The sequence below is a fragment of the Burkholderia sp. AU15512 genome, assembly GCF_002223325.1.
GTDB lineage: Bacteria > Pseudomonadota > Gammaproteobacteria > Burkholderiales > Burkholderiaceae > Burkholderia.
Genome location: NZ_NKEX01000006.1, coordinates 1745262 through 1767470, shown reverse-complemented (window position 1 = coordinate 1767470; position 22209 = coordinate 1745262). Strand labels below are relative to the sequence as shown.

19 protein-coding genes are annotated in these 22209 nt (G+C 68.3%); 8 read left to right on the top strand and 11 right to left on the bottom strand.

All coding sequences use genetic code 11. From position 1 onward, the window contains the following. Positions 1 to 87: 87 nt before the first annotated feature. The gene (locus CFB43_RS27225) at positions 88 to 1044 is read right to left on the bottom strand and encodes a LysR family transcriptional regulator (protein ID WP_089497335.1); all 957 of its coding nucleotides are present in this window, start codon (positions 1042 to 1044) and stop codon (positions 88 to 90) included. 103 nt (positions 1045 to 1147) lie between these two features. On the opposite strand from CFB43_RS27225, the gene CFB43_RS27220 reads away from it, so the two are divergent. Continuing rightward, complete coding sequence (locus CFB43_RS27220) at positions 1148 to 1885, top strand: SDR family oxidoreductase (protein ID WP_089497334.1); 738 nt, start codon at positions 1148 to 1150, stop codon at positions 1883 to 1885. Between the two features lie 8 nt (positions 1886 to 1893). Here the strand turns inward: CFB43_RS27220 and CFB43_RS27215 are convergent, their stop codons facing one another. Beyond that, positions 1894 to 2871: a LysR family transcriptional regulator gene (locus tag CFB43_RS27215; protein ID WP_089497333.1), complete on the bottom strand. Its 978-nt coding sequence runs from the start codon at positions 2869 to 2871 to the stop codon at positions 1894 to 1896. A 133-nt stretch (positions 2872 to 3004) separates the two neighbouring features. Here CFB43_RS27215 and CFB43_RS27210 point away from each other — a divergent pair, with 133 nt between their 5' ends. The 3 genes from CFB43_RS27210 to CFB43_RS27200 all read left to right on the top strand — a co-directional run bounded on the left by CFB43_RS27210 (position 3005) and on the right by CFB43_RS27200 (position 5418). Further along, positions 3005 to 3721 carry an SDR family oxidoreductase gene (locus CFB43_RS27210; protein WP_089497332.1) on the top strand — a complete coding sequence of 239 codons (717 nt, stop codon included), beginning with the start codon at positions 3005 to 3007 and terminating at the stop codon, positions 3719 to 3721. A gap of 207 nt (positions 3722 to 3928) precedes the next feature. Beyond that, positions 3929 to 4264: a putative quinol monooxygenase gene (locus tag CFB43_RS27205; protein WP_089497331.1), complete on the top strand. Its 336-nt coding sequence runs from the start codon at positions 3929 to 3931 to the stop codon at positions 4262 to 4264. Next, positions 4261 to 5418: an iron-containing alcohol dehydrogenase gene (locus tag CFB43_RS27200; protein WP_089497330.1), complete on the top strand. Its 1158-nt coding sequence runs from the start codon at positions 4261 to 4263 to the stop codon at positions 5416 to 5418. The genes CFB43_RS27205 and CFB43_RS27200 overlap by 4 nt, the downstream gene beginning before the upstream one ends. Before the next feature lie 80 nt (positions 5419 to 5498). Here CFB43_RS27200 and CFB43_RS27195 read toward each other — a convergent pair whose 3' ends face one another. Further along, complete coding sequence (locus CFB43_RS27195) at positions 5499 to 7679, bottom strand: ornithine decarboxylase (RefSeq protein ID WP_089497329.1); 2181 nt, start codon at positions 7677 to 7679, stop codon at positions 5499 to 5501. A gap of 511 nt (positions 7680 to 8190) precedes the next feature. On the opposite strand from CFB43_RS27195, the gene CFB43_RS27185 reads away from it, so the two are divergent. Both CFB43_RS27185 and potE read left to right on the top strand, forming a co-directional pair. Further along, a complete protein-coding gene (locus tag CFB43_RS27185) occupies positions 8191 to 10491 on the top strand; it encodes an Orn/Lys/Arg decarboxylase N-terminal domain-containing protein (RefSeq protein ID WP_089497327.1) in 2301 nt (766 codons plus the stop codon). A 46-nt stretch (positions 10492 to 10537) separates the two neighbouring features. Further along, positions 10538 to 11923: a putrescine-ornithine antiporter gene (gene potE, locus CFB43_RS27180; RefSeq protein ID WP_089497326.1), complete on the top strand. Its 1386-nt coding sequence runs from the start codon at positions 10538 to 10540 to the stop codon at positions 11921 to 11923. Between the two features lie 22 nt (positions 11924 to 11945). Here the strand turns inward: potE and CFB43_RS27175 are convergent, their stop codons facing one another. Further along, on the bottom strand, positions 11946 to 12854 hold the full coding sequence (locus CFB43_RS27175) for a LysR family transcriptional regulator (RefSeq protein ID WP_089497325.1): 909 nt from the start codon (positions 12852 to 12854) through the stop codon (positions 11946 to 11948). A 174-nt stretch (positions 12855 to 13028) separates the two neighbouring features. Here CFB43_RS27175 and CFB43_RS27170 point away from each other — a divergent pair, with 174 nt between their 5' ends. Next, complete coding sequence (locus CFB43_RS27170; RefSeq protein WP_089497324.1) at positions 13029 to 13613, top strand: putative glycolipid-binding domain-containing protein; 585 nt, start codon at positions 13029 to 13031, stop codon at positions 13611 to 13613. Between the two features lie 45 nt (positions 13614 to 13658). Here CFB43_RS27170 and CFB43_RS27165 read toward each other — a convergent pair whose 3' ends face one another. After that, positions 13659 to 14651 carry a sulfonate ABC transporter substrate-binding protein gene (locus CFB43_RS27165; protein ID WP_089497323.1) on the bottom strand — a complete coding sequence of 331 codons (993 nt, stop codon included), beginning with the start codon at positions 14649 to 14651 and terminating at the stop codon, positions 13659 to 13661. 294 nt (positions 14652 to 14945) lie between these two features. Continuing rightward, on the bottom strand, positions 14946 to 15353 hold the full coding sequence (locus CFB43_RS27160) for a DUF427 domain-containing protein (RefSeq protein ID WP_089442892.1): 408 nt from the start codon (positions 15351 to 15353) through the stop codon (positions 14946 to 14948). 289 nt (positions 15354 to 15642) lie between these two features. Between CFB43_RS27160 and CFB43_RS27155 the strand changes: the two genes are divergently transcribed. Next, positions 15643 to 17304 carry an ABC transporter substrate-binding protein gene (locus tag CFB43_RS27155; protein WP_089497322.1) on the top strand — a complete coding sequence of 554 codons (1662 nt, stop codon included), beginning with the start codon at positions 15643 to 15645 and terminating at the stop codon, positions 17302 to 17304. A gap of 100 nt (positions 17305 to 17404) precedes the next feature. Here CFB43_RS27155 and CFB43_RS27150 read toward each other — a convergent pair whose 3' ends face one another. The 5 genes from CFB43_RS27150 to CFB43_RS27130 form a co-directional block, all read right to left on the bottom strand. Continuing rightward, complete coding sequence (locus CFB43_RS27150) at positions 17405 to 18352, bottom strand: TauD/TfdA dioxygenase family protein (RefSeq protein WP_089432426.1); 948 nt, start codon at positions 18350 to 18352, stop codon at positions 17405 to 17407. Between the two features lie 156 nt (positions 18353 to 18508). Further along, positions 18509 to 19462: a TauD/TfdA dioxygenase family protein gene (locus tag CFB43_RS27145; protein ID WP_089497321.1), complete on the bottom strand. Its 954-nt coding sequence runs from the start codon at positions 19460 to 19462 to the stop codon at positions 18509 to 18511. Between the two features lie 148 nt (positions 19463 to 19610). Then, positions 19611 to 20456, bottom strand: a complete 846-nt coding sequence (locus tag CFB43_RS27140) for an ABC transporter ATP-binding protein (RefSeq protein ID WP_089497320.1) — start codon at positions 20454 to 20456, stop codon at positions 19611 to 19613. A gap of 40 nt (positions 20457 to 20496) precedes the next feature. Then, complete coding sequence (locus CFB43_RS27135) at positions 20497 to 21318, bottom strand: ABC transporter permease (RefSeq protein ID WP_089497319.1); 822 nt, start codon at positions 21316 to 21318, stop codon at positions 20497 to 20499. 39 nt (positions 21319 to 21357) lie between these two features. Next, positions 21358 to 22200, bottom strand: coding sequence for an ABC transporter permease (locus CFB43_RS27130; RefSeq protein WP_089497318.1), 843 nt, complete (start codon positions 22198 to 22200; stop codon positions 21358 to 21360). Positions 22201 to 22209: the final 9 nt, after the last annotated feature.

The window sequence follows — 22209 nt, the reverse complement described above, 5'->3', positions numbered from 1 at the left end:
GCGCCGCTGCAATAGCGGGGATTCGGCGGAGCGGGAAAACGGTGGCGGATCGACGCCCGGGCCGGCCGTGGCCGCGGCGAGCGTCGACTAGCGGGCCTGCCGCGGTGTGGGCGCGGTCGGGGTACGGGTCGGGGCGGTGATCGCATGGAACCCGGGCAGCCCGGGAATCCGCTGCTCCATGAACTGCAGGAACGTGCGGGTCCGCAGCGGCAGATACCGGCGCGACGCATAGACGAGGTGCAGCGCATGTGGCGGCACCATGTCCCACTTCGGTAGCAACCGGACGAGCTGGCCGCTGTCGATCAGGTCCTGAACGAGCCACGCGGGCCCGCTGCCCACCGCGTTTCCGGCAAGAAAGCATTCCCGCAGCGCCATCGAGCTGTTCACGCGATACCGGCCGCGCACCGGAACGACGACTTGTTCGCCGCCGCGCGCGAAGGCTAGTTCGTTGCCGATGTCCGCGCGCGCGTAGCCGACATACTCGTGCTTCGCGAGGTCGTCCGGCCGGCGGAGCTTCGGCGCCCGCGCCACGTACGCCGGCGTGGCGACCAGCAGGCGCGGCGACGACGCGATGTGGCGCGCCACGGCATCCGGCGGCAGCAGCTGGCCGAGGCGAATGGCGACATCGACGCCTTCTTCGACGAGGTCGATCACGCGGTCGGTCAATTGGAGCTCGACCTCGATCTCCGGCCACGCGGCGAGGAATTCGAGCACGAGCGCGTTCAGTCTCAGCTCGCCCAGCCCCAGCGGCGCATTGACGACCAGCTTGCCGACCGGCCGCACCGTTTGCCCGCGCACCTCGGCCACCGCGCTCGCGTACTCGTCGATCACGCGCTTGCAGCGATCGTAGAACCGGCGGCCTTCGTCGGTGGGCGCGAGGCTCGTGGTCGAGCGTTCAAGGAGGCGAACGCCCAGTTCCTTCTCGAATGCGGCGACGATCTTGCTGATCGTCGGCTGGCCGGTGCCTTCCTCCCGCGCGACTGCCGAGAAATTGCCGAGCTCAATGGCGCGGACGAACACGTGCATGGATCGCAGTGAATCCATCTTATTCCCTTAGGGCATGAACCTTATTCAAGTCTCCCACGTTCCTGCGCATTGGAGAATGACCTAACGTTCGCGAACCTTCAATCCCTGACGAGGCGTCGACATGAACGAGGCAACGCAATCTTCGGCACTGGACGGTGCGCAGGTCGTGGTATTCGGCGGGAGTTCCGGCATCGGCCTCGAGGCGGCGGCCGCCGCGAAGGCGAAAGGCGCCAGCGTCACGCTGGTCGGCCGGACCCGCGCGAAGCTCGAATCCGCCGCGCAGGCGATCTGCGGCGCACGCGTCGCGGTGGCCGACATCGCGGACCGGCTGGCAGTGGAGGCCGTGTTCGACACGATCACGCGCGTCGATCACCTGGTCGTCACGGCCGGCCGGTTCATTGCCGGCAAGCTGAACGAGACCGATCCCGATCACCTGCTCGCCGCGTGGCAGGAGCGTATCGCCGGGCCGGTCTACGCGATCCGCGCCGCGTTGCCGCTGATGCCCGCGACCGGCTCGATCGTGCTGACCGGCGGGCAACTGTCGGATCGTCCGGCCGCGCAGGGCGTTTCCGTCATTGCCGCCGCCGTGCGCGGGGTCGAGGCACTGGCGCAGTCGCTCGCGCTGGAACTGAAGCCCATTCGCGTGAACGTGGTTGCGCCCGGTTTCGTCGAGACGCCGCTTTACGACGCGTTCGGTCCGGAAGCGCGCGATGCGATCCTCGCGGGCGCGGCGGCGGCATTGCCCGGCGGCCGTGTCGGGCGCGCCGATGAAGTGGGGGAAGCGATCGCGTTCCTGCTGGGCAACGGCTTCATGAACGGCGAGATCCTGCACATCGACGGCGGCGGGCGGCTGGTCTGAGCCGCGCGTCAGCCTGCCGCGCGCGTGCCGGTGCGACGTGCCGGCGGGCGCGGCGCGCGGCCCTCCGGATACGCTCGCTGGCAGACGGCGATGACCGCATCGCGCAAGCGACGGTGCACGGGGTCGCCGTGCATGCGTGGATGCCACAGCGCGGACACGAGGATCTCGGGCAGGCGCACCGGGATCTCGAAGCTGCGCAGCCCGAGCGCCTCCGTGAGGCCCGGCGAGAACGCGTTGCCGAGGCTCGAGCGCGGCACGAGCGCGATCAGGTCGGTGCTGGCCGCGACCCGCATCGCATCGGGGTAGCCCGGTACGACGACGTGCACGGAGTGGCTTGGGCCGGCCCTGTCGGTCGAGTCGCCAGCCGGACCGCCGAAATCGCCCAACTGCGACGCGATCACGTGACGGCAGGCCGCATAGCGCGCGGGCGTGATCCGGCCCGATGCGAACAGCGGGTGCCCGGCGCGCGCCACGGCGACGTGCCAGTCGTGAAACAGCATGCGGGTGTGCAACTCGGGGGCATCGTCGCCGCGCTTGCCGATTTCCAGGTCGACGGTGCCGTCGCGCAACGCTTGCGGATCGCGGTCGGGCTTCGGGACGAAGCGGACGCGCACCTGCGGCGCGATTTCGCCGAGTGCGGCGACCACCGGGCCGGACAGCATTTCCATGAACGAGGCGGCCGCACGGAGGGTGAACGTGGAAGTGTGCGTCGCCATGTCGACGTCGGCCGTCGCCGGCCGCAGCACCGCGCGCGCATCGCTGGCGATCGCGTGTACGCGGTCGCGCAACGCGGCGGCGTGTGGCGTCGGCACGAGCTTGCGCCCGGCGCGCACGAGCAGCTGATCGCCGGTGGCCATCCGCAACCGTGTGAGCGTGCGGCTCATGGCCGATGTGCTCAGGCCGAGCCGGCGCGCGGCGCCGGTCACGCTGCCTTCCGACAGCAGCACGTCGAGCGCGGTGACGAGATTCAGGTCGATGTCTTCCATGGCGACAGGATACGCCTCCGTGCGATTTGACATGGCGTGCGATGCAACTACAAGTTGAATCTGGTGCGTCTGGCGCCTGTCGTGGTGCGCACCTATAGTGGCTGCATGACGAAACCCGGCAAAGGCGGAAACCATGCAATCAACAGTATCGAACGCGAATGTGCCTACGATCCTGCTCGTCGCGGCCTCGCGCGGCCTCGGGCTCGCGATGGCGGAGACGTTCCTGGACAAAGGCTGGCACGTAACGGGCACCGTGCGCGCAGGATCGGGGCGCACGAAGCTGCACGACCTCGCCGACCGGTTCGACGGCCGGCTCGACATCGAGACGCTCGACATCTGCGAACCGGTGCAACTGGCCGTGCTGCGCGAGCGGCTGTCGGGTCGGCGCTTCGACATGCTGTTCGTGAACGCGGGCACGACGAACGAGCCCACCGAAACGATCGGCGAAGTGACGACCGACGAGTTCGTGCGCGTGATGATCACGAATGCGCTGGCGCCGATGCGCGTGATCGAGACGCTGCAGGATCTCGTGACCGACGATGGCCTGATCGGTGCGATGTCGTCGGGGCAGGGCAGCGTCGCGAACAACGTCAGCGGGATGCGCGAGGTCTATCGCGGCAGCAAGGCCGCGCTGAACCAGTTCATGCGCAGCTTCGCGGTGCGCCAGGCCGATACGCGGCGTGCAATGGTGCTGATGGCGCCCGGCTGGGTCCGCACGGAACTCGGTGGGCCCGATGCGCGCCTGACGATCGAGGAAAGCGTGCCGAGTCTCGTCGACGTGCTGATCGCCAAGCATGGGCGCCCGGGGCTCGAGTATCTCGACTATCTGGGGCGGACGGTGCCGTGGTAGTCGGCGCGTCGCACGAGTAGAGGCCGATGGCGATCGGCGTTGTTGTTCGTGGCGCGGTGGCGTCACTGCGAAGGCCGCGCCGATTCAATACAATGCGACGACCCGCCAGTGACACTGCGTTGCGCCGTCGCGTTCGAATCCTTCCGGTTCGCCGCGCATTGCGTGCGTCCCCGTCGTGACGGCCCCCAGTCGAACCCGGAGCGCAACATGAACGAACCTTACCTGCAAGTCATCGCGCATTTCCACGCCAAGCCCGGCAACGGCGACCGCGTGGTCGCATTGCTCGCGGAGCTCGCGCCGCTGACGCGCGCCGAGCCGAAGAATCTCGACTACGCGTATTTCCGGTCGCCGGAGGACCCCGACCACATCGTGATCCTCGAACGCTACCGCGACGCGGACGGTCTCGACGTGCATCGGGAAACGCCGCATTTCCAGCGGATCGGGTTCGGCGCGATCATTCCGTTGCTCGATCGCCGCGAAGTGTCCAGCTACATGGTGCAGCCGGGCACCGGCGCGGCGACGCCACCGGGAGGCGCCCGATGAACCCGTTTCAATTCCGTACCGTTCCGACGCAGGTCGTCGAATTCGGCGCCGCGCGCCGGCTCGGCGTGTTGTTGCGCGAACGCTTTCCGGCGCTCGTGCGGCTCTGTGTCGTCACCGACGCGTTCCTGCATCGCAGCGGCGTGCTCGCGCCCGCGCTGGAGAGCCTCGCCGCGCACGGCTGGCAAGTCACCGTGATCGACGACGTGATCGCCGATCCGCCGGAGCACGTGGTGCTGGAAGCGACCGAACGGGCCGTCGCGGCCGATGCCGAGATCGTGCTCGGCCTAGGCGGCGGATCGTCGATGGACGTCGCGAAGCTGATCGCGGTGCTCGCGCCGGGGCAGCAGGCGCTGGCCGACATGTACGGCGTCGACAAGGTGACGAGCGCGCGGCTGCCGCTCGTGCAGATGCCGACGACGGCCGGCACCGGCTCCGAAGTGACGGCCGTGTCGATCGTCACGGTCGGCGAGGCGCGCAAGATGGGCGTCGTGTCGCCGCAGCTGTTCGCGGACGTCGCGATCCTCGATGCCGAACTGACGCTCGGCCTGCCGCGTGTGGCCACGGCCGCGACGGGCATCGACGCGATGGTGCATGCGATCGAGGCCTACACGTCCGCGCGGCTGAAGAACCCCATATCCGACATGCTGGCCGTGCACGCGCTGACGCTGCTGTCGCGCAACCTGCTCACGGCGTGCGACGACGGCCGGAATCGCCACGCGCGCGAGGCGATGCTGGTCGGCGCGATGTTCGCGGGGCAGGCGTTCGCGAATGCACCGGTCGCGGCCGTGCACGCGCTGGCCTATCCGGTCGGCGGGATCTTCCATGTGCCGCACGGGTTGTCGAATGCGCTCGTGCTGCCGCACGTGCTGCGTTTCAACGCGGCGGCCGCCGCGCCGCTGTATGCGGAACTCGCGTCGATCGTCGCGCCGTCGGCGACGGGCAGCGATGAAGCGCGCACGCACGCGCTGATCGCCGAGATCGACCGGCTGATCGTCGCGACGGGCATTCCGCGCACGCTGCGTGAGGTCGGCATCGGGGAGGGCGACCTGCCGAGGATGGCATCGGATGCGATGCTGCAGACGCGCCTGCTCGTGAACAATCCACGCGAGGTGACGGAGGCCGACGCGCTGGAGATCTACCGGCAGGCGTGGTGAGGCGGCGGGCGCGCCGCCCGTCATGCGTTCACGATGCGCTCAGGACCGCGAGCGGCGCGTGGCCGCCCGCCAGGCCGCCGTTACGCGCGTGACGCGTCGGCGCCGGCCGCCACCACGTACGCCGAAGCCTGCTTCGTGCCGTCCGGCCGCGTTTGCAGATAGACGCCCTGGATTTCCGGCTCGAAACCCGGCAGCGCGTTGATCCCCGCTTCGAGCGCACGGAAGTAGTCGAGCGCCGGGCCGCCCCACCTTTCGCCGGGCACCACGCAGAAGATGCCGGGCGGATAGGGCAGCGCGCCTTCCGTCGCGATCCGGCCTTCGATGCGATCGAGCGTGACGAGTTCGACGTTGTTGCGGATCAGCTCGGCGTTCGCGGCCTGCGGCAGCATCGCCTGCTTCGGGAACTGCGCACGCCGGAACATCATCTTCTGCAGATGCTTCATGTCGTGGCTGCGGTAGAAGTCGTGCATCCGCTGGCACAGCTGCCGCAGGCGCATGTTGCCGTACAGCTCAGGATACGCTTCGCACAGCGATGGAATCGCTTCGCGCAGCGGCGTGTCCTGGTCGAGATGGCGTTCGAACTGCGCGAGGTGCGCGACCAGATGCTGCAGCTTGCCGAAACTTTCGGAAGGCGTGAGCAGGAACAGGATCGTGTACAGGTCGGCCTTCTCGGGCACGACGCCGTGCTCGCGCAGGTAGCGCGCCAGGATCGGCGCCGGTGCGCCGAACGCCGCGTATTCGTGCGTGTCGCGATCGATGCCGGGCGTCGTCAGCAGCAGCTTGCACGGATCGACGAAATACTGGTCGTCCGCATAGCCTTCGAAGCCGTGCCACGTGTCGGCCGGATGAAAGCGGAAGAAGCGCAGGTCGTCGACGATCTGCTCGGTCGGGTAGTCGGCCCACGGGCGGCCGTCGATGTTCTGGGGAACGAACGGTCGAATCTGGCGGCAGGTCTTCAGCAGCAGCTTGCGCGCATCGACGCCATGCGCGACGCAATCGCGCCACAGGCGCTTGCCGGCCGGGCCCGCGTGCATCTGCGCGTTGACGTCGAGCGCGGCGAACATCGGATAGAACGGGCTCGTCGACGCATGGATCATGTACGCGTTGTTGAAGCGCCGGTGATCGCAGAAGCGCTTCTGGCCTTCGATGTGGCTGTCCTTCTTGTGGATCTGCGACGTCTGCGAGAAACCGGCCTGCTGCTTGTGCACCGACTGCGTGACGAAGATGCCGGGATCGTCGGGGCCGAGCGTGAGCATCAGCGGCGAGCAGTCCTGCATCATCGGGATGAACTGCTCGTAGCCGACCCACGCCGAATCGAACAGGATGTAGTCGCACAGATGCCCGATCCGGTCGACGATCTCGCGCGCGTTGTAGATCGTGCCGTCGTAGGTGCCGAGCTGGATCACGGCGAGCCGGAACGGGCGCGGCAGGCCGGCGCGCTCCGGTGCGACGTCGCGGATCGCGTCGCGAATACGGATTTCGTCGAGCGCCGCGCTGTCGACGCCGCCGATGAGGCCCCACGCGTTGCGCGCGGTTTCGAGGTAGACCGGCCGCGCGCCCGACAGCACGAGCGCGCCGAGGTGCACCGACTTGTGATTGTTGCGGTCGAACAGCACGAGATCGTCGGGCGCGAGCAGCGCGCTGGTGACGACCTTGTTCGACGTGGACGTGCCGTTCAGCACGAAGTACGTCTTGTCCGCGTTGTAGATCCGCGCGGCATTGCGCTGCGCTTCCAGCGCGGGGCCTTCGTGGATCAGCAGGTCGCCGAGCCGGACATCGGCGTTGCAGAGGTCGGCGCGAAAGATCGTCTCGCCGAAGAAGTCGAAGAACATCCGGCCGAGCGGGTGGTTCGAGAAGAACTGGCCGCCCTGATGGCCGGGGCAGTCGAATTCGACATAGCCGCGCTGCACGTATTCGCGCATCACCTTGAAGAACGGCGGCAGCAGGTTCTCGCTGTAGATGTCGGCGGCGGCGGAGATCTGCCGGCCGTAGTAGTGGCGTCCGCCATGGCGGAGCTGGATCACGCCGCTCGCGCTCGGCAGGATCGACGGCGGCACTTCCTGGTCGGGCTCGACCGCGACGAAAAACGGAATCGCGAATCCGGTTCTTTCGACGGTTTCAAGCACCTGTTGCGCCGAATCGATTCCGACGACGATTGCCGCGATATTCGTGAAATCGGTCTGGAATACGTCGACCTGTTCGTGCGTGGTGAGGAAGGCGCCAATCAGCGCCGGCTCGACTGCGATTTTCAACAGGCTCACGCGAACTCTCCCGTAAATGTGCGGAAAACGAGAGCCGCATTCGCACGGGCGCGCAATCCGCGTCATCCGACACGCGCCGCCGCCGATTGAAACGCTCCCGCGAATGCTGAATGCCGCATGGCGCGCCGCACGAAAACACCTTGCGCGGCGCGGCGCAGCCGCCGCCGGTCAATGCACGGCGCAGCCGATCGTAGCAACAAAACCCGGCGAATTCAATCGAGCGGAATCGGCAATCCGATGGGTGGGCGAAACCGATCCGATAATCGGAAATCGGCGTGCTGCAATGCACATAAAAATGAACCGATTGTGAAAGGCGATTTGAAAACGTTCGACCGTTTCGCCGATTCGTCTGCTTTTCATCAAAAGGCATCTATGGCATAGTCGGCTCCGAATTGGATGGCGAATCAAACCGGATTTGCGAGCGTCTCATGCCGCTGCCCGTGGCCTGCTGTCCGCGTGCTCGTGAGACGAATTAAACCCAACGAAGCATCGGAACAACGAGGGCAAAAACATGAATACGTCCGTCGGTGGCATTCGTCGTCTCGGCCTGCGCGCGTTATTGGTCGACGACGAGATCACGCAGGAAACCGCGACCGGGCGTGCGGTCCGCACGCTGAGCGCGGAGCTCGTGCAGCGCGACATCGACGTGCTCACGGCCACCTCGGCCGACGACGCGATCATGCTGATCCGCTCCGATCCGTCGATCCAGTGCGTGCTGCTCGACTGGGATCTCGGCGTGGATGGCCACGGGCCGTCCGAGGCCGTGGTCGACGCGATCCGGCATCGCAACGCCAACGTGCCGATCTTCCTGCTGGCCGACCGCAGCGTCGCATCGTCGGTGCCGTCCGCGGTGATGGGCAAGGTCGACGATTTCGTGTGGCTGCTCGAAGATACGGCCGACTTCATCGGCGGGCGCATCCACGCGGCGATCGAGCGCTACCGCGCCACCGTGTTGCCGCCGATGTTCGGCGCGCTCGCGAAATTCTCGCGCGTCTATGAATACTCATGGCATACGCCCGGCCACACGGGCGGCACGGGCTTCCTCAAATCGCCGGTCGGCCGCGCGTTCTTCGAATACTTCGGCGAAGCGCTGTTCCGTTCCGACCTGTCGATCTCGGTTGGCGAACTCGGCTCGCTGCTCGACCACTCGGGCCCGATCGGCGAAAGCGAGCGCTACGCGGCCCGCGTGTTCGGCGCGCATCGCACGTATCACGTGACGAACGGCTCGTCGACGTCGAACCGCATCATCCTGATGGCGAGCGTGAGTCGCGACCAGATCGCGCTGTGCGACCGCAACTGCCACAAGTCGGCCGAGCACGCGATGACGATGTCGGGCGCGATCCCGACCTACCTCGTGCCGACGCGCAACCGCTACGGGATCATCGGGCCGATCGCGTCGGAGCGCCTCACGCAGGCGGCGATCCGCGAGGCGATCACGTCGAATCCGCTCACGGCCGGGCTCGCCGATCGCCAGCCGAAGCATGCAATCGTCACCAACTCGACGTACGACGGCCTGTGCTACAACGTCGCGCGCGTCGAGGAGCTGCTCGGCGCGAGCGTCGACCGGCTGCATTTCGACGAAGCGTGGTACGGCTACGCGCGTTTCAACCCGATCTACCGCGATCGCCATGCGATGCACGGCGACCCGCGCGACCATCGTGCGGACCGCCCCACGGTGTTCGCGACGCAGTCGACGCACAAGCTGCTGACCGCGCTGTCGCAGGCGTCGTACATCCACGTGCGCGACGGCCGCAACCCGATTCCGCATGGTCAGTTTAACGAAACGTTCATGATGCACGCGTCGACGTCGCCGAACTACGCGATCATCGCGTCGAACGACGTCGCGGCCGCGATGATGGACGGCCCCGGCGGCGCGGCGCTCACGCACGAGTCGATCGAGGAGGCCGTCGCGTTCCGGCAGATGATCGCGCGGATGAACAGCGAGTTCGGCGCGAAGGGCGACTGGTTCTTCGAGTGCTGGCAGCCCGACACCGTGCTCGAGACGCGCACCGGCCGCACGCTGCCGTTCCACGATGCGCCGCCCGAGCTGCTCGCGAGCGACCCGTCGTGCTGGGTGCTACGCCCCGGCGCGCAATGGCACGGCTTCGGCAATATCGAGGACGGCTACTGCATGCTCGATCCGATCAAGGTGTCGATCGTCACGCCGGGCGTCGCGCCGGCCGGCGGGCTGATGCCGGTCGGCATTCCGGCGAGCGTCGTGACCGCGTATCTCGATGCACGCGGGATCGTCGTCGAGAAAACCACCGACTTCACGATCCTGTTCCTGTTCTCGATCGGCATCACGAAGGGCAAGTGGGGCTCGCTCGTCAGCGCGCTGTGCGACTTCAAGCGCGACTACGACGCGAACCTGTCGCTCGACATGGCGATTCCGTCGCTCGCGAAGGCGCATGGCTCGCGCTATGCGGGCATGGGGCTGAAGGACCTGGCCGACACGATGTTCGCGGCAATGGAGCAGCTCGGCACGACGCGGTTGATGTCGGAAGCGTTCTCGATCCTGCCGAAGCCGGAGATGAGCCCGGTGCGCGCATACGAGCATCTGGTGCAGGGCCGCGTCGAGCAGGTCACGCTCGAGGAACTGGCCGGGCGCACGGTCGCCACCGGCGTCGTGCCGTATCCGCCGGGCATTCCGCTGTTGATGCCGGGCGAGAACGCGGGGCCGGCGGACGGCCCGGTGCTCGGTTACCTGAAGGCGCTCGAAGCGTACGACCAGCGCTTCCCGGGCTTCGCGCACGATACGCACGGCGTGGAAGTCGAGGACGGCACGTACCGCGTGTATTGCCTGACGGCCTGAACGCGCGACCGGCCGTGCAACGGCCTTACATCGAGGGATCGACATCATGGAAAACACAGCGCGCATGTCCGACGCGGCCGCCGCGGCCGCGCCGAAGAACCGGATGAACGTCTGGCAGCTGACCATTCTCACGGCGGTCAACATGATGGGCTCCGGCATCATCCTGCTGCCGTCGAAGCTCGCGCAGGTCGGCACGATCTCGCTGCTGTCGTGGATCGTCACGGCCGGCGGCTCGCTCGCGCTGGCCTATGCGTTCGCGCGCTGCGGGATGCTGAGCCGCAAGCCGGGCGGGATGGGCGGCTACGCGGAATACGCGTTCGGCAAGGCCGGCAACTACATGGCGAACTACACGTACGGGCTGTCGCTCGTGATCGCGAACGTCGCGATCGGCGTCACGGCGGTCGGCTACGGCACCGTGCTGTTCGACGCGACGCTGTCGCCGCTGCAGACCGGCCTGTGGACGATCTTCCTGCTCGTGCTGACGACGGTCGCGAACTTCGGCGGCTCGCGCATCACCGGCCGGATCGGCGCGGTGACGGTGTGGGGCGTGATCATTCCGGTCGTCGTCGTGTCGCTGATCGGCTGGTTCTGGTTCAGCGGCGCGACCTGGGGCGCCGCGTGGAATCCTAACAACCTGCCGTTCGGGCCGGCCGTCGGCAGCTCGATCGCGGTGACGCTGTGGGCGTTCCTCGGGCTCGAATCGGCGTGCGCGAACTCGGACGCCGTCGAGAATCCGGAGCGCAACGTGCCGATCGCCGTGCTCGGCGGCACGATCGCGTCGGCGATCTTCTACATCGTGTCGACCAACGTGATCGCGGGGATCGTGCCCAACGCGCTCCTCGCGAAGTCGAATGCGCCGTTCGGCATCGCGTTCGCGACGATGTTCACGCCGACGGTCGGCACGATCGTCACCGCGCTGATGGTGATCGCGTGCATCGGCTCGCTGCTCGGCTGGCAGTTCACGGTCGCGCAGGTGTTCAAGAGCTCGGCGGACGTCGGCTACTTCCTGCCGGTGTTCGCGCGTGCGACGCGCACCGGCACGCCGATCGTCGGGATGGTGATCCTGCTGGTCGCGCAGGTCGCGCTGGCGCTGATGACGATCAGCCCGGAGCTCAGCAGCCAGTTCCAGAAGATCGTCGATCTCGCGGTCGTCACGAACCTCGTGCCGTACGTGATGTCGATGGCCGCGCTGATCACGATCCAGAAGGTCGCGAAGGTGCCGCCGGCCAAGGCGCTGCTGACCAACGCGATCGCGATGGTGGCCACCGCATACAGCTTCTATGCGCTGTTCAGCTCGGGCGAGCAGGCGCTGATGCTCGGCGGCCTGTGCGTGTTCCTGGGCTGGACGCTGTTCGGTTTCGTCAGCGCGCGCTTCTACCAGATGGAAGTCGATGCCCACGTGAAGGAGCCGGGGAAGTCGCTGCAGGCGTGACGGGGGCGGCGGGCGCCGCCCGTTATCGGGCAGCGCGGGCCAGCAGCGGCGGGAGGTCCTGCTTCAGCAGGTCGACGACGGCCCGCACGCGCGGCGGCAGCGGCCGCTGCGCATGCACGAGCACGTTGAGCGCGAAGTCGGGAATCACGTAGTGCGGCAGGAGCTCGACGAGCGTGCCGGACGCGAGCGCGTCGGCGCAGGCCGGCTGCTGGACCACGCCGATGCCGCCGCCGGCCACGATCGTGTCGAACATCGGGCGCCAGTGGCTCGTCGTCATGATCGTGCGGATGCGCGCGTAGTCGAGCGCGTCGCCGTCGCGCCGCAGCGGCAGCCGCTCGCTGGCGAAGACGCCTTTCACGCGGACGAACGGATGGTTCGCGAGATCGGCCGCCGTGTCGATCGGGCCGTGCCGCTCGAGATACGACGGCGCGGCCACGAGCCGGCGGCCGACCGTGCCGACCGGATGCGCGACGAACCCGCCGTCGCCGAGCTGGCCGACGCGAATCGAGATGTCGACGCCTTCCGTGACCGGATCGACGATGTCGTCGTTCAGGACCAGGTCGATGTGCAGGTTCGGATACGCGCTGCGGACATGCATCAGCACACCCGGCAGCACGACCTCGCCGATGCACTGCGGCGCCGCGAGCCGGATCGTGCCGTCGAGTGCGTTCTCCGTCTTCGACACCGACGCGACCGCTTCGTCGGCCGCTTCGAGCAGTTCCTTGCTGCGTTCGTAGAAGATCCGGCCTTCTTCCGTGCACGTGAGGGTGCGCGCACTGCGCAACAGCAGCCGTGTGCCGAGATGCTTCTCGAGCCGCTCGATACGCTCGCTGACGGCCGGCTGGCCCATGTCGAGATCGCGCGCCGCGCCGGACATCGTGCCGCGCTCGACGACCCTCACGTAGATGCGCATCGTCGCCAGCAAATCCATGAAGTCGCGCCCCTTGTCCGGTTCCGGTTGATGCCGATCGACGGATGGTATCAAAGCAGGGCTGCCCGAAGGTACGCGTCGAACCGATACTGACCATCGGTCGGCGAAGCCGCGTGTGTTCGCCGGTGCGATGGGGGACAATCGGCATCCGTGCGATCGACGGGAGACGACGACATGACGCAGCAGGATGACGCGGTGCGCACGCGCTGCGTCGCATGGCAGATCGTGCAGACGTGGCAGGCAGCCGAATGGTGCCGGCTCGTCGAATCGCGAACGGGAATCGATCTGTCGGGATCGGTGTCGGGTGCGATCGACGGCTCGCCGTTTCGCATCGATTACGCGATCGCATGCGGCGCCGACTGGCTCACGCGCTCGGCACGCATCACGCAGTGGGACGGCACGCAGCCGCCGCGGCAGTGGGATATCCGCCGTGACGCAGGGCGATGGACGGTCGACGGCGTCGACGTCCCGGCGCTCGCGGGCGCGACCGACCTCGATCTCGGTTTCAGCCCGTCGACGAATACGCTGCCGATCCGGCGGCTCGGGCTGGCCGTCGGCGAAGCGGCGGTGATTCACACCGCGTGGCTGCGTTTTCCGGATGTCGTGTTCGTGCGCGGCGAGCAGCGCTATACGCGTACGGCGGAGCGCGTGTACCGCTACGAAAGCGGCACGTATGCGGCCGATATCGCGGTCGACGAAGCGGGGCTGGTCACCGACTACGACGAATGGCGGCGCATCGGCGCGGCTACCGCGCGCTGATTCGCGCGTACCGCGCCGCGCGTTAGCGGCACCGGCGCCGGCGCGTCAGCGTGCGCTCGCGACCGATAGCTTGCCCGGAATCAGCTTCAGCGCGCTGAATGAATCCGCGATGTTCTGCTGATACGCGAGCGTCGCGTCGCTGATCGGCTGCACGCCGTAGCCGGCGCGCTTGAGCGCGACTTCGAGCGTCGGTGCATCGAGGCCGACGAGCGGCGACAGTTGCGTGGCGACTTCGGGCACATGGTCGCGCGCCCAGCGGTCGACCGCGTCGACTTCGTCGAGCAGCGCGCGGATGACCTGCGGGTGGGCCGCCGCGTATTTGCGCGCGGCGAGGTAGTACTGCGTATTGCGCACGAGCCCTTCGCCGTTCGCGATCACGCGCGCGCCGATCTGCCGCTCGGCGGCGGCCAGGTACGGATCCCAGATCACCCATGCGTCGACGTTGCGCTGCACGAACGCGGCGCGGGCGTCGGCGGGCGTCAGGTAGATCGGCTGGATGTCGGCATACGTGAGCCCTGCATGTTCGAGCGCCTTCACGAGCAGGTAATGGACGTTCGAACCCTTGTTGAACGCGACCTTCTTGCCGCGCAATTGCGCGACGTTGCGGATCGGCGAATCGGGCAGCACGACGATCGCCTCGCCCTGCGGCGCGGGCGGCTCGTTGCCGATGTAGACGAAGTCGACGCCGCCTGCCTGTGCGAAGATCGGCGGCGTCTCGCCGACCGTGCCGACGTCGATCGCGCCGGCGTTCAGGCCCTCGAGCAATTGCGGGCCGGCCGGAAATTCGAGCCACTGCACGGTGACGCCCTGGCTCGCGAGCCGTTTCTCCAGCGTGCCGCGCGCCTTGAGCACGACGAAGTTGCCGTATTTCTGGAAACCGACGCGCAGCCGCGTGCTGCTGTCTTGCGCATGAGCAGGCAGGCCCGCGAGCGGGCCGAGCGCGAGCCCGGCCAGCCCGGCGGCCGCGCCTTGCAGCCACTGGCGGCGATGCGGGTTCGCCGGTGTCGGTTCAACGTCTGCGTGGGGTGTGTCGTTCATCGAGGCGTCCTGCGTGCGGGTTCACGGGCCGCGCGCGAAAGACGGCGCGGCCGGCGCAGGGCGGGCCCGATGCGGGCGATGCGCGCCACGGGCCGGCCCGCGCCGGATTCAGGACGATACGGCCGCGCAGGCCGGCGGCCAACCAACGAATCCGCATATGCAAATCAGCGGCGGGCCAGGTGGACGGGTTCGGGCCGGTGATCGGCACGCGAACCCGCCGGCACGGTGGGCCGCGTCGGCGAGCACACGCGCACGCGCCGCCGCCGGGCGGTCGATGAACGGCTGCCTCGACCCTCAATCGGAGCCGGCGGGGCTTTCCTCGATCGAATCGACGCGATCCGGATAGAACGCGAGGTGCCCGCGAATCGCGTCGACGGCCGGATAGGGCGCCTCGTAGGTCCAGACGGCATTCACGGCGCGCTCGCCGCCGACCGGAATCGAGTAGTAGGCGGCGTCGCCCTTGTACGGACAGTACGTCGCGTGGTTGGTGCGTTGCAGCAGCGTCAGGTCGGCGTCCTCGCGCGGGATGTAGAACACCGCCGGGTAGGCGGCCTCGCGCAGCGCCAGCGCGCGGCGCGTATCCGCGACGACCCTGCCGGCCGCCTTGACCACGACGCGCCGCGGGTGCAGTTCGACCGTGATCGGGTGATCGGGGCCCGGCGTCTTCACCGGGCGAGCAGACGTTTCGGAGCTGACGGGCATCGTGTGTCCTCCTGGAATCGGCGGCGCGGCGCGTCCGGGCGAATCCCGGCGCGCCCGTGCCGGCGTTGGCCAGCCGATACGATGCGCCATTTCGGGCGAGTCTGCAGGGGGCCGGAAGACGGCGGCGCGAGACGGCCGCCCGACGTTCGCGTGGACGTTTTCATGCACGGGCAGCGGGATGCATCCACGACGATAAGCAACGCGAAATTAATTGGTAAGCGATCGGCGGGAGGCGCGCGAAGATCGGCCGTCTTCATTTGTATGACAGCGCTCTCCTGTCCCCGTCACCATGAAAAACGCTTTCGTTTCGTCAGCCGCGCGTCGTGCGCGTGGCGTCCCCCATGCCGCGATCGCCCTGCGCTGTCTCGTGGCGTCGCTGCTGCTCGCCGGCGCGGCCACGCACGCGCTTGCCGCTCCATCCGGCAAGACGCTCGTGTATTGCACCGAAGGCAGCCCGGCCGGCTTCGATCCGGGCCAGCATACGACGAGCACCGATTTCGATGCGAGCACGTACCCGGTCTACAACGGGCTCGTGCAGTTCAGGCGCGGCACGCTCGATCTCGAGCCGGCGCTCGCGACGAGCTGGGACGTGTCGCCCGACCAGCGCACGATCACGTTCCACCTGCGGCGCGACGTGAAATTCCAGACCACCGCCTGGTTCACGCCGACGCGGCCGTTCCAGGCCGACGACGTCGTCTTCACGTTCCACCGGATGCTCGATCCCGACGATCCGTTCCGCAAGGCCTATCCGGTCAGCTTCCCGTATTTCAGCGACCTCGGCTTCGACCGCAACATCGAGCGCATCGACAAGGTCGACGACTACACGGTGCGCTTCGTGCTGAAGACACCCGACGTCGTGTTCGTGCGCAATCTCGCGATGGCGTTCGCGTCGATCCTGTCGGCCGAGTATGCGTCGCAGCTCGCGGCGCGCCACCGCGAGGCCGACATCAACCAGTTCCCGGTGGGCACGGGGCCGTTCCTGCTGCGCACGTACCAGAAGGACGCGCTGATCCGCTACGACGCGAATCCCGACTACTGGAAACCGGACGACGTGAAGCTCGCGCGCCTCGTGTTCGCGATCACGCCCGATCCGGCCGCGCGCCTGCAGAAGCTGGTGGCCGGCGAATGCCAGGTATCGGCGTTCCCGCGGCCGGCCGATCTCGACACGGTGCGGCGCGACCCGAAGCTGACGTTGTTCTCGGGGATGGGTTTCAACGTCGGCTTCGTCGCGTACAACACGCAGCATGCGCCGCTCGATCGCGTCGACGTGCGGCGCGCGCTCGACATCGCGATCGACAAGTCGGCGATCGTGAAGACCGTGTTCAACGGCGACGCGAAGATCGCGACGAACCCGATGCCGCCCGCGCAATGGTCGTACAACCCGCGGCTGAAGGATGCGCCGCGCGACCCGGCGGCCGCGAAGGCGCTGCTCGCGCAGGCCGGCTTCCCGAACGGCTTCGACCTGACGCTGTGGGCGATGCCCGTGCAGCGCCCGTACAACCCGAATGCGCAGTTGATGGCGCAGCTGATCCAGCAGGACTGGGCGAAGATCGGCGTGCGCGCGAAGATCGTCAGCTACGAATGGGGCGAATACAATCGCCGCGCGAAGCACGACGGGCAGCACGACGCGATCCTGTACGGCTGGTCGGGCGACAACGGCGACCCCGACAACTGGCTCGGCACGCTGCTCGGCTGCGACGCGGTGCACGGCAGCAATCTCGCGAAGTGGTGCAACCAGGATTTCGAGAAGCTGGTGGACGCGGCGCGTTCCAATGGGGACGTCGCGAAGCGCACGGCGCTGTACGAGCAGGCGCAGGTCGTGTTCAAGGACCAGGTGCCGTTCACGCCGATCGCGACGTCGATCGTGTCGCTGCCGGTCTCCAAGCGCGTGCACGGGCTGACGTTCTCGCCGCTCGGCGGGCATCGCTTCGACGGGGTGTGGCTGGATTGACGGGCGGGCCGCGCGGACAAGCGTTTTCGTCCGCGCGGTGCGATGAAGGGAAAGGCCGGCGCGATGCAGTGCGCGCCGGCTGCCGGCAGAGCGGTTCGGTTCAGTTGAGCGCGACCGCCGCCGCGGCTTCGACCGGCGAGCCTTCGAGTGCGACCGACGGCCGGCCGTCCGGGCCGACCGGCACGTCGCCGATGAGCGTCGTGCGATACAGCTGGCGGTCGAAGTCGAGATCGAAGATGTCGACCGGCGCGAGGTGGGCGGTCGCGCGGTTGTCCCAGAACGCGATGCTGCGCGGTTCCCACTTGAAGCGGATCGTGAATTCCGGCCGTGTCACGTGTTCCCACAGCAGTTCGAGCAGCGCCTGGCTTTCGCGCGGCGTCAGCCCGACGATCGATTTCAGGAAGCTCGGGCTCACGTACAACGCGCGTTCGCCGGTCTCCGGATGCACGCGCACGAGCGGATGCTCGGTGACGAGCGGGCGGCGCTCGACCGCGTCGTCGAACGCACCGGTGGCGCGCGCGCCGGCCGGCGGCGTGAAGCGGTGAATGCCGCGCAGGCCGTCGACGAAGCCGCGCAGCGGCGCCGACAGCGTTTCGTACGCCCGCACGAGGTTCGTCCAGTGCGTGTCGCCGCCGTACGGCGGGATCGTCACGCCGCGCAGGATCGACGCCCACGGCGGGTTCACGGCGGCCGTCACGTCGGTGTGCCAGCCGGTCCACGGGCGGCGCACCGGTTCGCCTTCGAAGCGCGTCGCCTTGCGGTGCTTCGCGATCGAGTAGACGGCCGGATGCCCGTCGACGTGCCCGAACACCGGGTGGCCGACCGTCGGCTCGCCGAACTGCGCGGAGAACGCGACATGCTGCTCGTGCGTGAGGAATTGCTCGCGGAAGAAGATGACGCGCCATTTCAGCAGCGCGGCGCGGATCGCCGCAATCTGCGGCGTGGTCAACGGTTGCGTGAGATCGACGCCGCGGATTTCCGCGCCGATATGGGCGGACAGCGGAATCACGTCGACCGGCTGGGCGGCGGGTTCGAGTAGGGCACTCATGCGACGCTCCTGGCGGGAGTGGACGGGGCGGAGGGCCGACATCGTTGCGCGTGCAAGCGTCGGTCCGGAGGCGGGAAGGGCATGGTCTGTGTCCGGTAGCGTAAAGCGGGGCAGGCGCGGCGGCGCACGGAGCGCCGCCGCCGCGCGACGCGGGCGTTACTGCAGCGTCGCGCCCGGCCCCTTCAGCACGACGCTCTGGCGGCCGTCGATGCCGACCGGCACGTCGCCGTGCACGGTGGCGCGGCGCACGACGCGGCGCGCATCGCCGTAGTCGTTGATCGCGTAGTGCTGCGTCGCGCGGTTGTCCCAGATCGCGACGTCGCCTTCCTGCCAGTTCCAGCGCACGGTGTTCTCGAGACGCGTCACGTGTTCATGGAACACCTGCAGCAGGTGCGCGGAATCCTGCGCCGACAGCCCCTTGAGCCGCTGCACGAAATGCCCGAGCACGAGCGTGCGTTCGCCGGTTTCCGGATGGACGCGCACGACCGGGTGCTCGGTTTCGTAGACGGTCGACGTAAACACTTCGCGGTAGCGCTTCAGTTGCGTATCGTCGGCATGCACGTGCGTCGACGCGTAGTCGTATGCGTTGGTATGGAGCGCCCACAGCGTGTCGGCGAGCGCGCGCAGCGGGTCCGGCAGGTTGGCGTACGCGGCGGCCGTGTTGGCCCACACGGTGTCGCCGCCGAACGGCGGAATCACGACGGCGCGCAGGATCGAGATCTTCGGATACGCATCGACGAAGGTCACGTCGGTGTGCCACGAATTGGCGCGCGCGCCGTGCGCGGAATCGAGTTCGAGCAGGGCTGCGCTGCCGTCGACGGACGGCACGGTCGGGTGCGCGACGGTCTTGCCGAAGCGGCGTGCGAACGCTTCCTGCGCGGTGTCGTCGAGATGCTGCTGGCCACGGAAGAACAGCACCTTGTGGCGCAGCAGCGCGGCCTGGATCGCGTCGAACGTCGCGTCGTCGAGCGTGCCTGACAGCCGCACGCCGGCGATCTCGGCGCCGATCCGGCCGGCGACCTGGCGAAGCTGGAGCGGCGTGGCGGCCGTGCGCGGTGCGGCGTGCGAAGCATGCGAAGACGGGTGAGCGGCGTGCTGGACTTCGGACATCGGGAGTCTCCTGGAGTCGGGTCGGGCGAGTCTCCATTCAAGCAGGGACCGCGCGCAATCGGAACCGATGAATCGTCACAACCTTAGCGTGTGCGCAGCGATGATCGATATGCGTCGTCATGCTGAGCAATGCGGTGCGACATGCGTGCTACCACGCAAGCCGCCATTCGCCGATCCGGTGCGGGCGCGGCGGGTTGATGCGCTTACCGCCCGGGCGATCGTCGCCCGGCGGTTCGTGGTCGTCGAAATCGGCGAGCACGGTGTCGCGCAATCGCGCGAATTCCGGCGAATCGCGCCGGCGCGGGCGCGGCAACGCGACATCGACGATGCGTTCGATACGGCCCGGGCGCGGCGCCATCGTCACGACGCGGTCGCCGAGATACACGGCTTCGTCGACGTCGTGCGTGACGAGGATCATCGTGATGCGCTCCTGTTCCCAGATGCGCAGCAGTTCGTTCTGCATCCGCGCGCGCGTCTGCGCGTCGAGCGCGCCGAACGGTTCGTCGAGCAGCAGCACGCGCGGGCGGTTCACGAGGCCGCGCGCGATCGCGACGCGCTGCGCCATCCCGCCCGACAGCTGGTTCGGATACGCGTGCTCGAAGCCGTTCAGCCCGACGAGCGCGACGTGATCGGCAACCGCGCGCCGCTTCGCGGCCGCGTCGAGCGGCGCGTTGCGCAGCGCGGCTTCGATGTTCTGCGCGACGGTCAGCCACGGGAACAGCCGGTGATCCTGGAACACGATCCCGCGCTGCAACGACGTGTCGTACACGCGTTCGGTGCCGGCCCGGATCTCGCCCGCATAATCGGTATCGAGCCCGGCGATCAGCCGCAGCAGCGTCGACTTGCCGCAACCGCTCGAGCCGACGATCGTGACGAATTCACCGGCGCGCACGTGCAGCGACACGTCGTCGAGTACGGCGAGCGCGGCGCCGCGTTGCGCGTAGTGCTTGCTCACGTGGAGGATGTCGAGCGAATCGGAGGCGAGGGTCGTCATGGCGGTGCGAGGAAAAGGGTGACGAGGAAGGAAAAGGCGATCAGCGCGCCAGGTCGCCGCGCCGGGCCAGCACCTTGCGTTCGATCGCACGCGCGATCGCGTTCAGCGCCCAGCCGGTCACGCCGACGACGATGATCCCGAACAGCACGAGATCCATCCGGAACTGTTCGCTGCCGTCGATCAGCGTGTTGCCGATCCCGCTGCCGGCAACCAGCAGGTATTCGGCGCCGAGCGTCGCGAGCCACGAATAGATCAGGCCGAGATACAGCCCGGTGAAGATCGACGGCAGCGCGGCCGGCAGGATCACGTGGCGCACGAGCTGGAGCCGCGAGTAGCGCAGCGCGCGGGCGACGTCGACATACGCGCGCGGCACCGCGTGAATGCCGTCGCAGGTGTGCGCGGCGACGGGCAGCAGCGCGGCGAGCGACAGGAACACGACCTTGGCGACGTCGCCGAGGCCGAACCACACGGAAATCAGCGGAATCCACGCGAACAGCGAGACCTGCTTGAACGTGTCGAAGCTCGGGCCGACCATGCGCGCGGCGACGCGCGACAGCCCGAGCGCGGCGCCGAGCAGCAGCCCGCCCGTCGCGCCGAGCACGAAGCCGCACGCTTCACGCGCGAGCGACGCGGACAGCGCGCGGCCGAGTGCGCCGCTCGTGGCTTGCGCCCATGCGGTGCGCAGCACGTCGGCGGGGCCGACGAGCAGCCCGCTGCTGACGAGGTGCGCGGAAGCGATCGCCCACCACAGCGCGAACGCGACGAGCGGCAGCACGAAGCCGCGCCAGTCGGGGGTGTGCAGGCGACGGGCGGTTGCGCCAGCAGGCGGGGGGGCGTCAGGCGCGGCAGCAGGATACGTCAAGGTTGGGACTCCTTCGGTTGCACGGGCAGGGGCGGCGCTTCAGCCGCGGAACGCGGACGGCACGCCGCGCCGCAAGCGCGCTTCGAGCGCATCGAGCAGCCGGTTGATCAACAGGCCGACCGCGCCGACGACGATCACGGCCGCCATCACGAGGTCGAGCTGGAACAGCTGCCGCCCGTACACGATCAGGTAGCCGAGCCCTTCGGACGATGCGACGAGCTCGACGACGACGAGCGCGAGCCACGACTTCGTGAACGCGAGCCGCACGCCGGTCGCGAGCGTCGGGATCGCGGCGGGCAGCACGACGTGCACGATGCGTTGCCGCCGCGTGTAGCCGAATACGCGCGCGACTTCGTCGAGCGCGGGCGGCGTCTGGCGAAACCCTTGCAACGTGCTCAGCGTGACGGGGACGAGCGCCGCATGCGCGATCAGCAGGTACTTGAGCGGCTCGCCGACACCGACGAGCAACAGCAGGAACGGCAGCCAGCCGAGCACCGGAATCTGCACGAGCGCATTGAAGCTCGGCAGCACGTAGGCTTCCAGCGTGCGCGACAGCCCGAGCGCGACGCCGGTCGCGAAGCCGAGCAGCGTGCCGGCGGCGAAGCCGACCAGCACGCGCTGCAGGCTGATCAGCGTGTGGCGCACGAGGTCGCCGCTCGTCGCGAGATCCTTGAGTGCGTCGAACACGCGTTCGGGCGGCGGCAGGATCTGCGGCGCGATCCAGCCGCGCGCGCTGCCGACGCTCCACAGCGCGAACAGCAGTGCAGGCAGCAGCCACGGCGCGAGCCGCCACGACCACCGCTTCACGGCCGCCGCACGGCGAGGCGGCGCGGCGAGCGCGTGGCGCCCGGATGACGGAATGGAAAACGCGGTGTCGCTCATCGTGGCGGA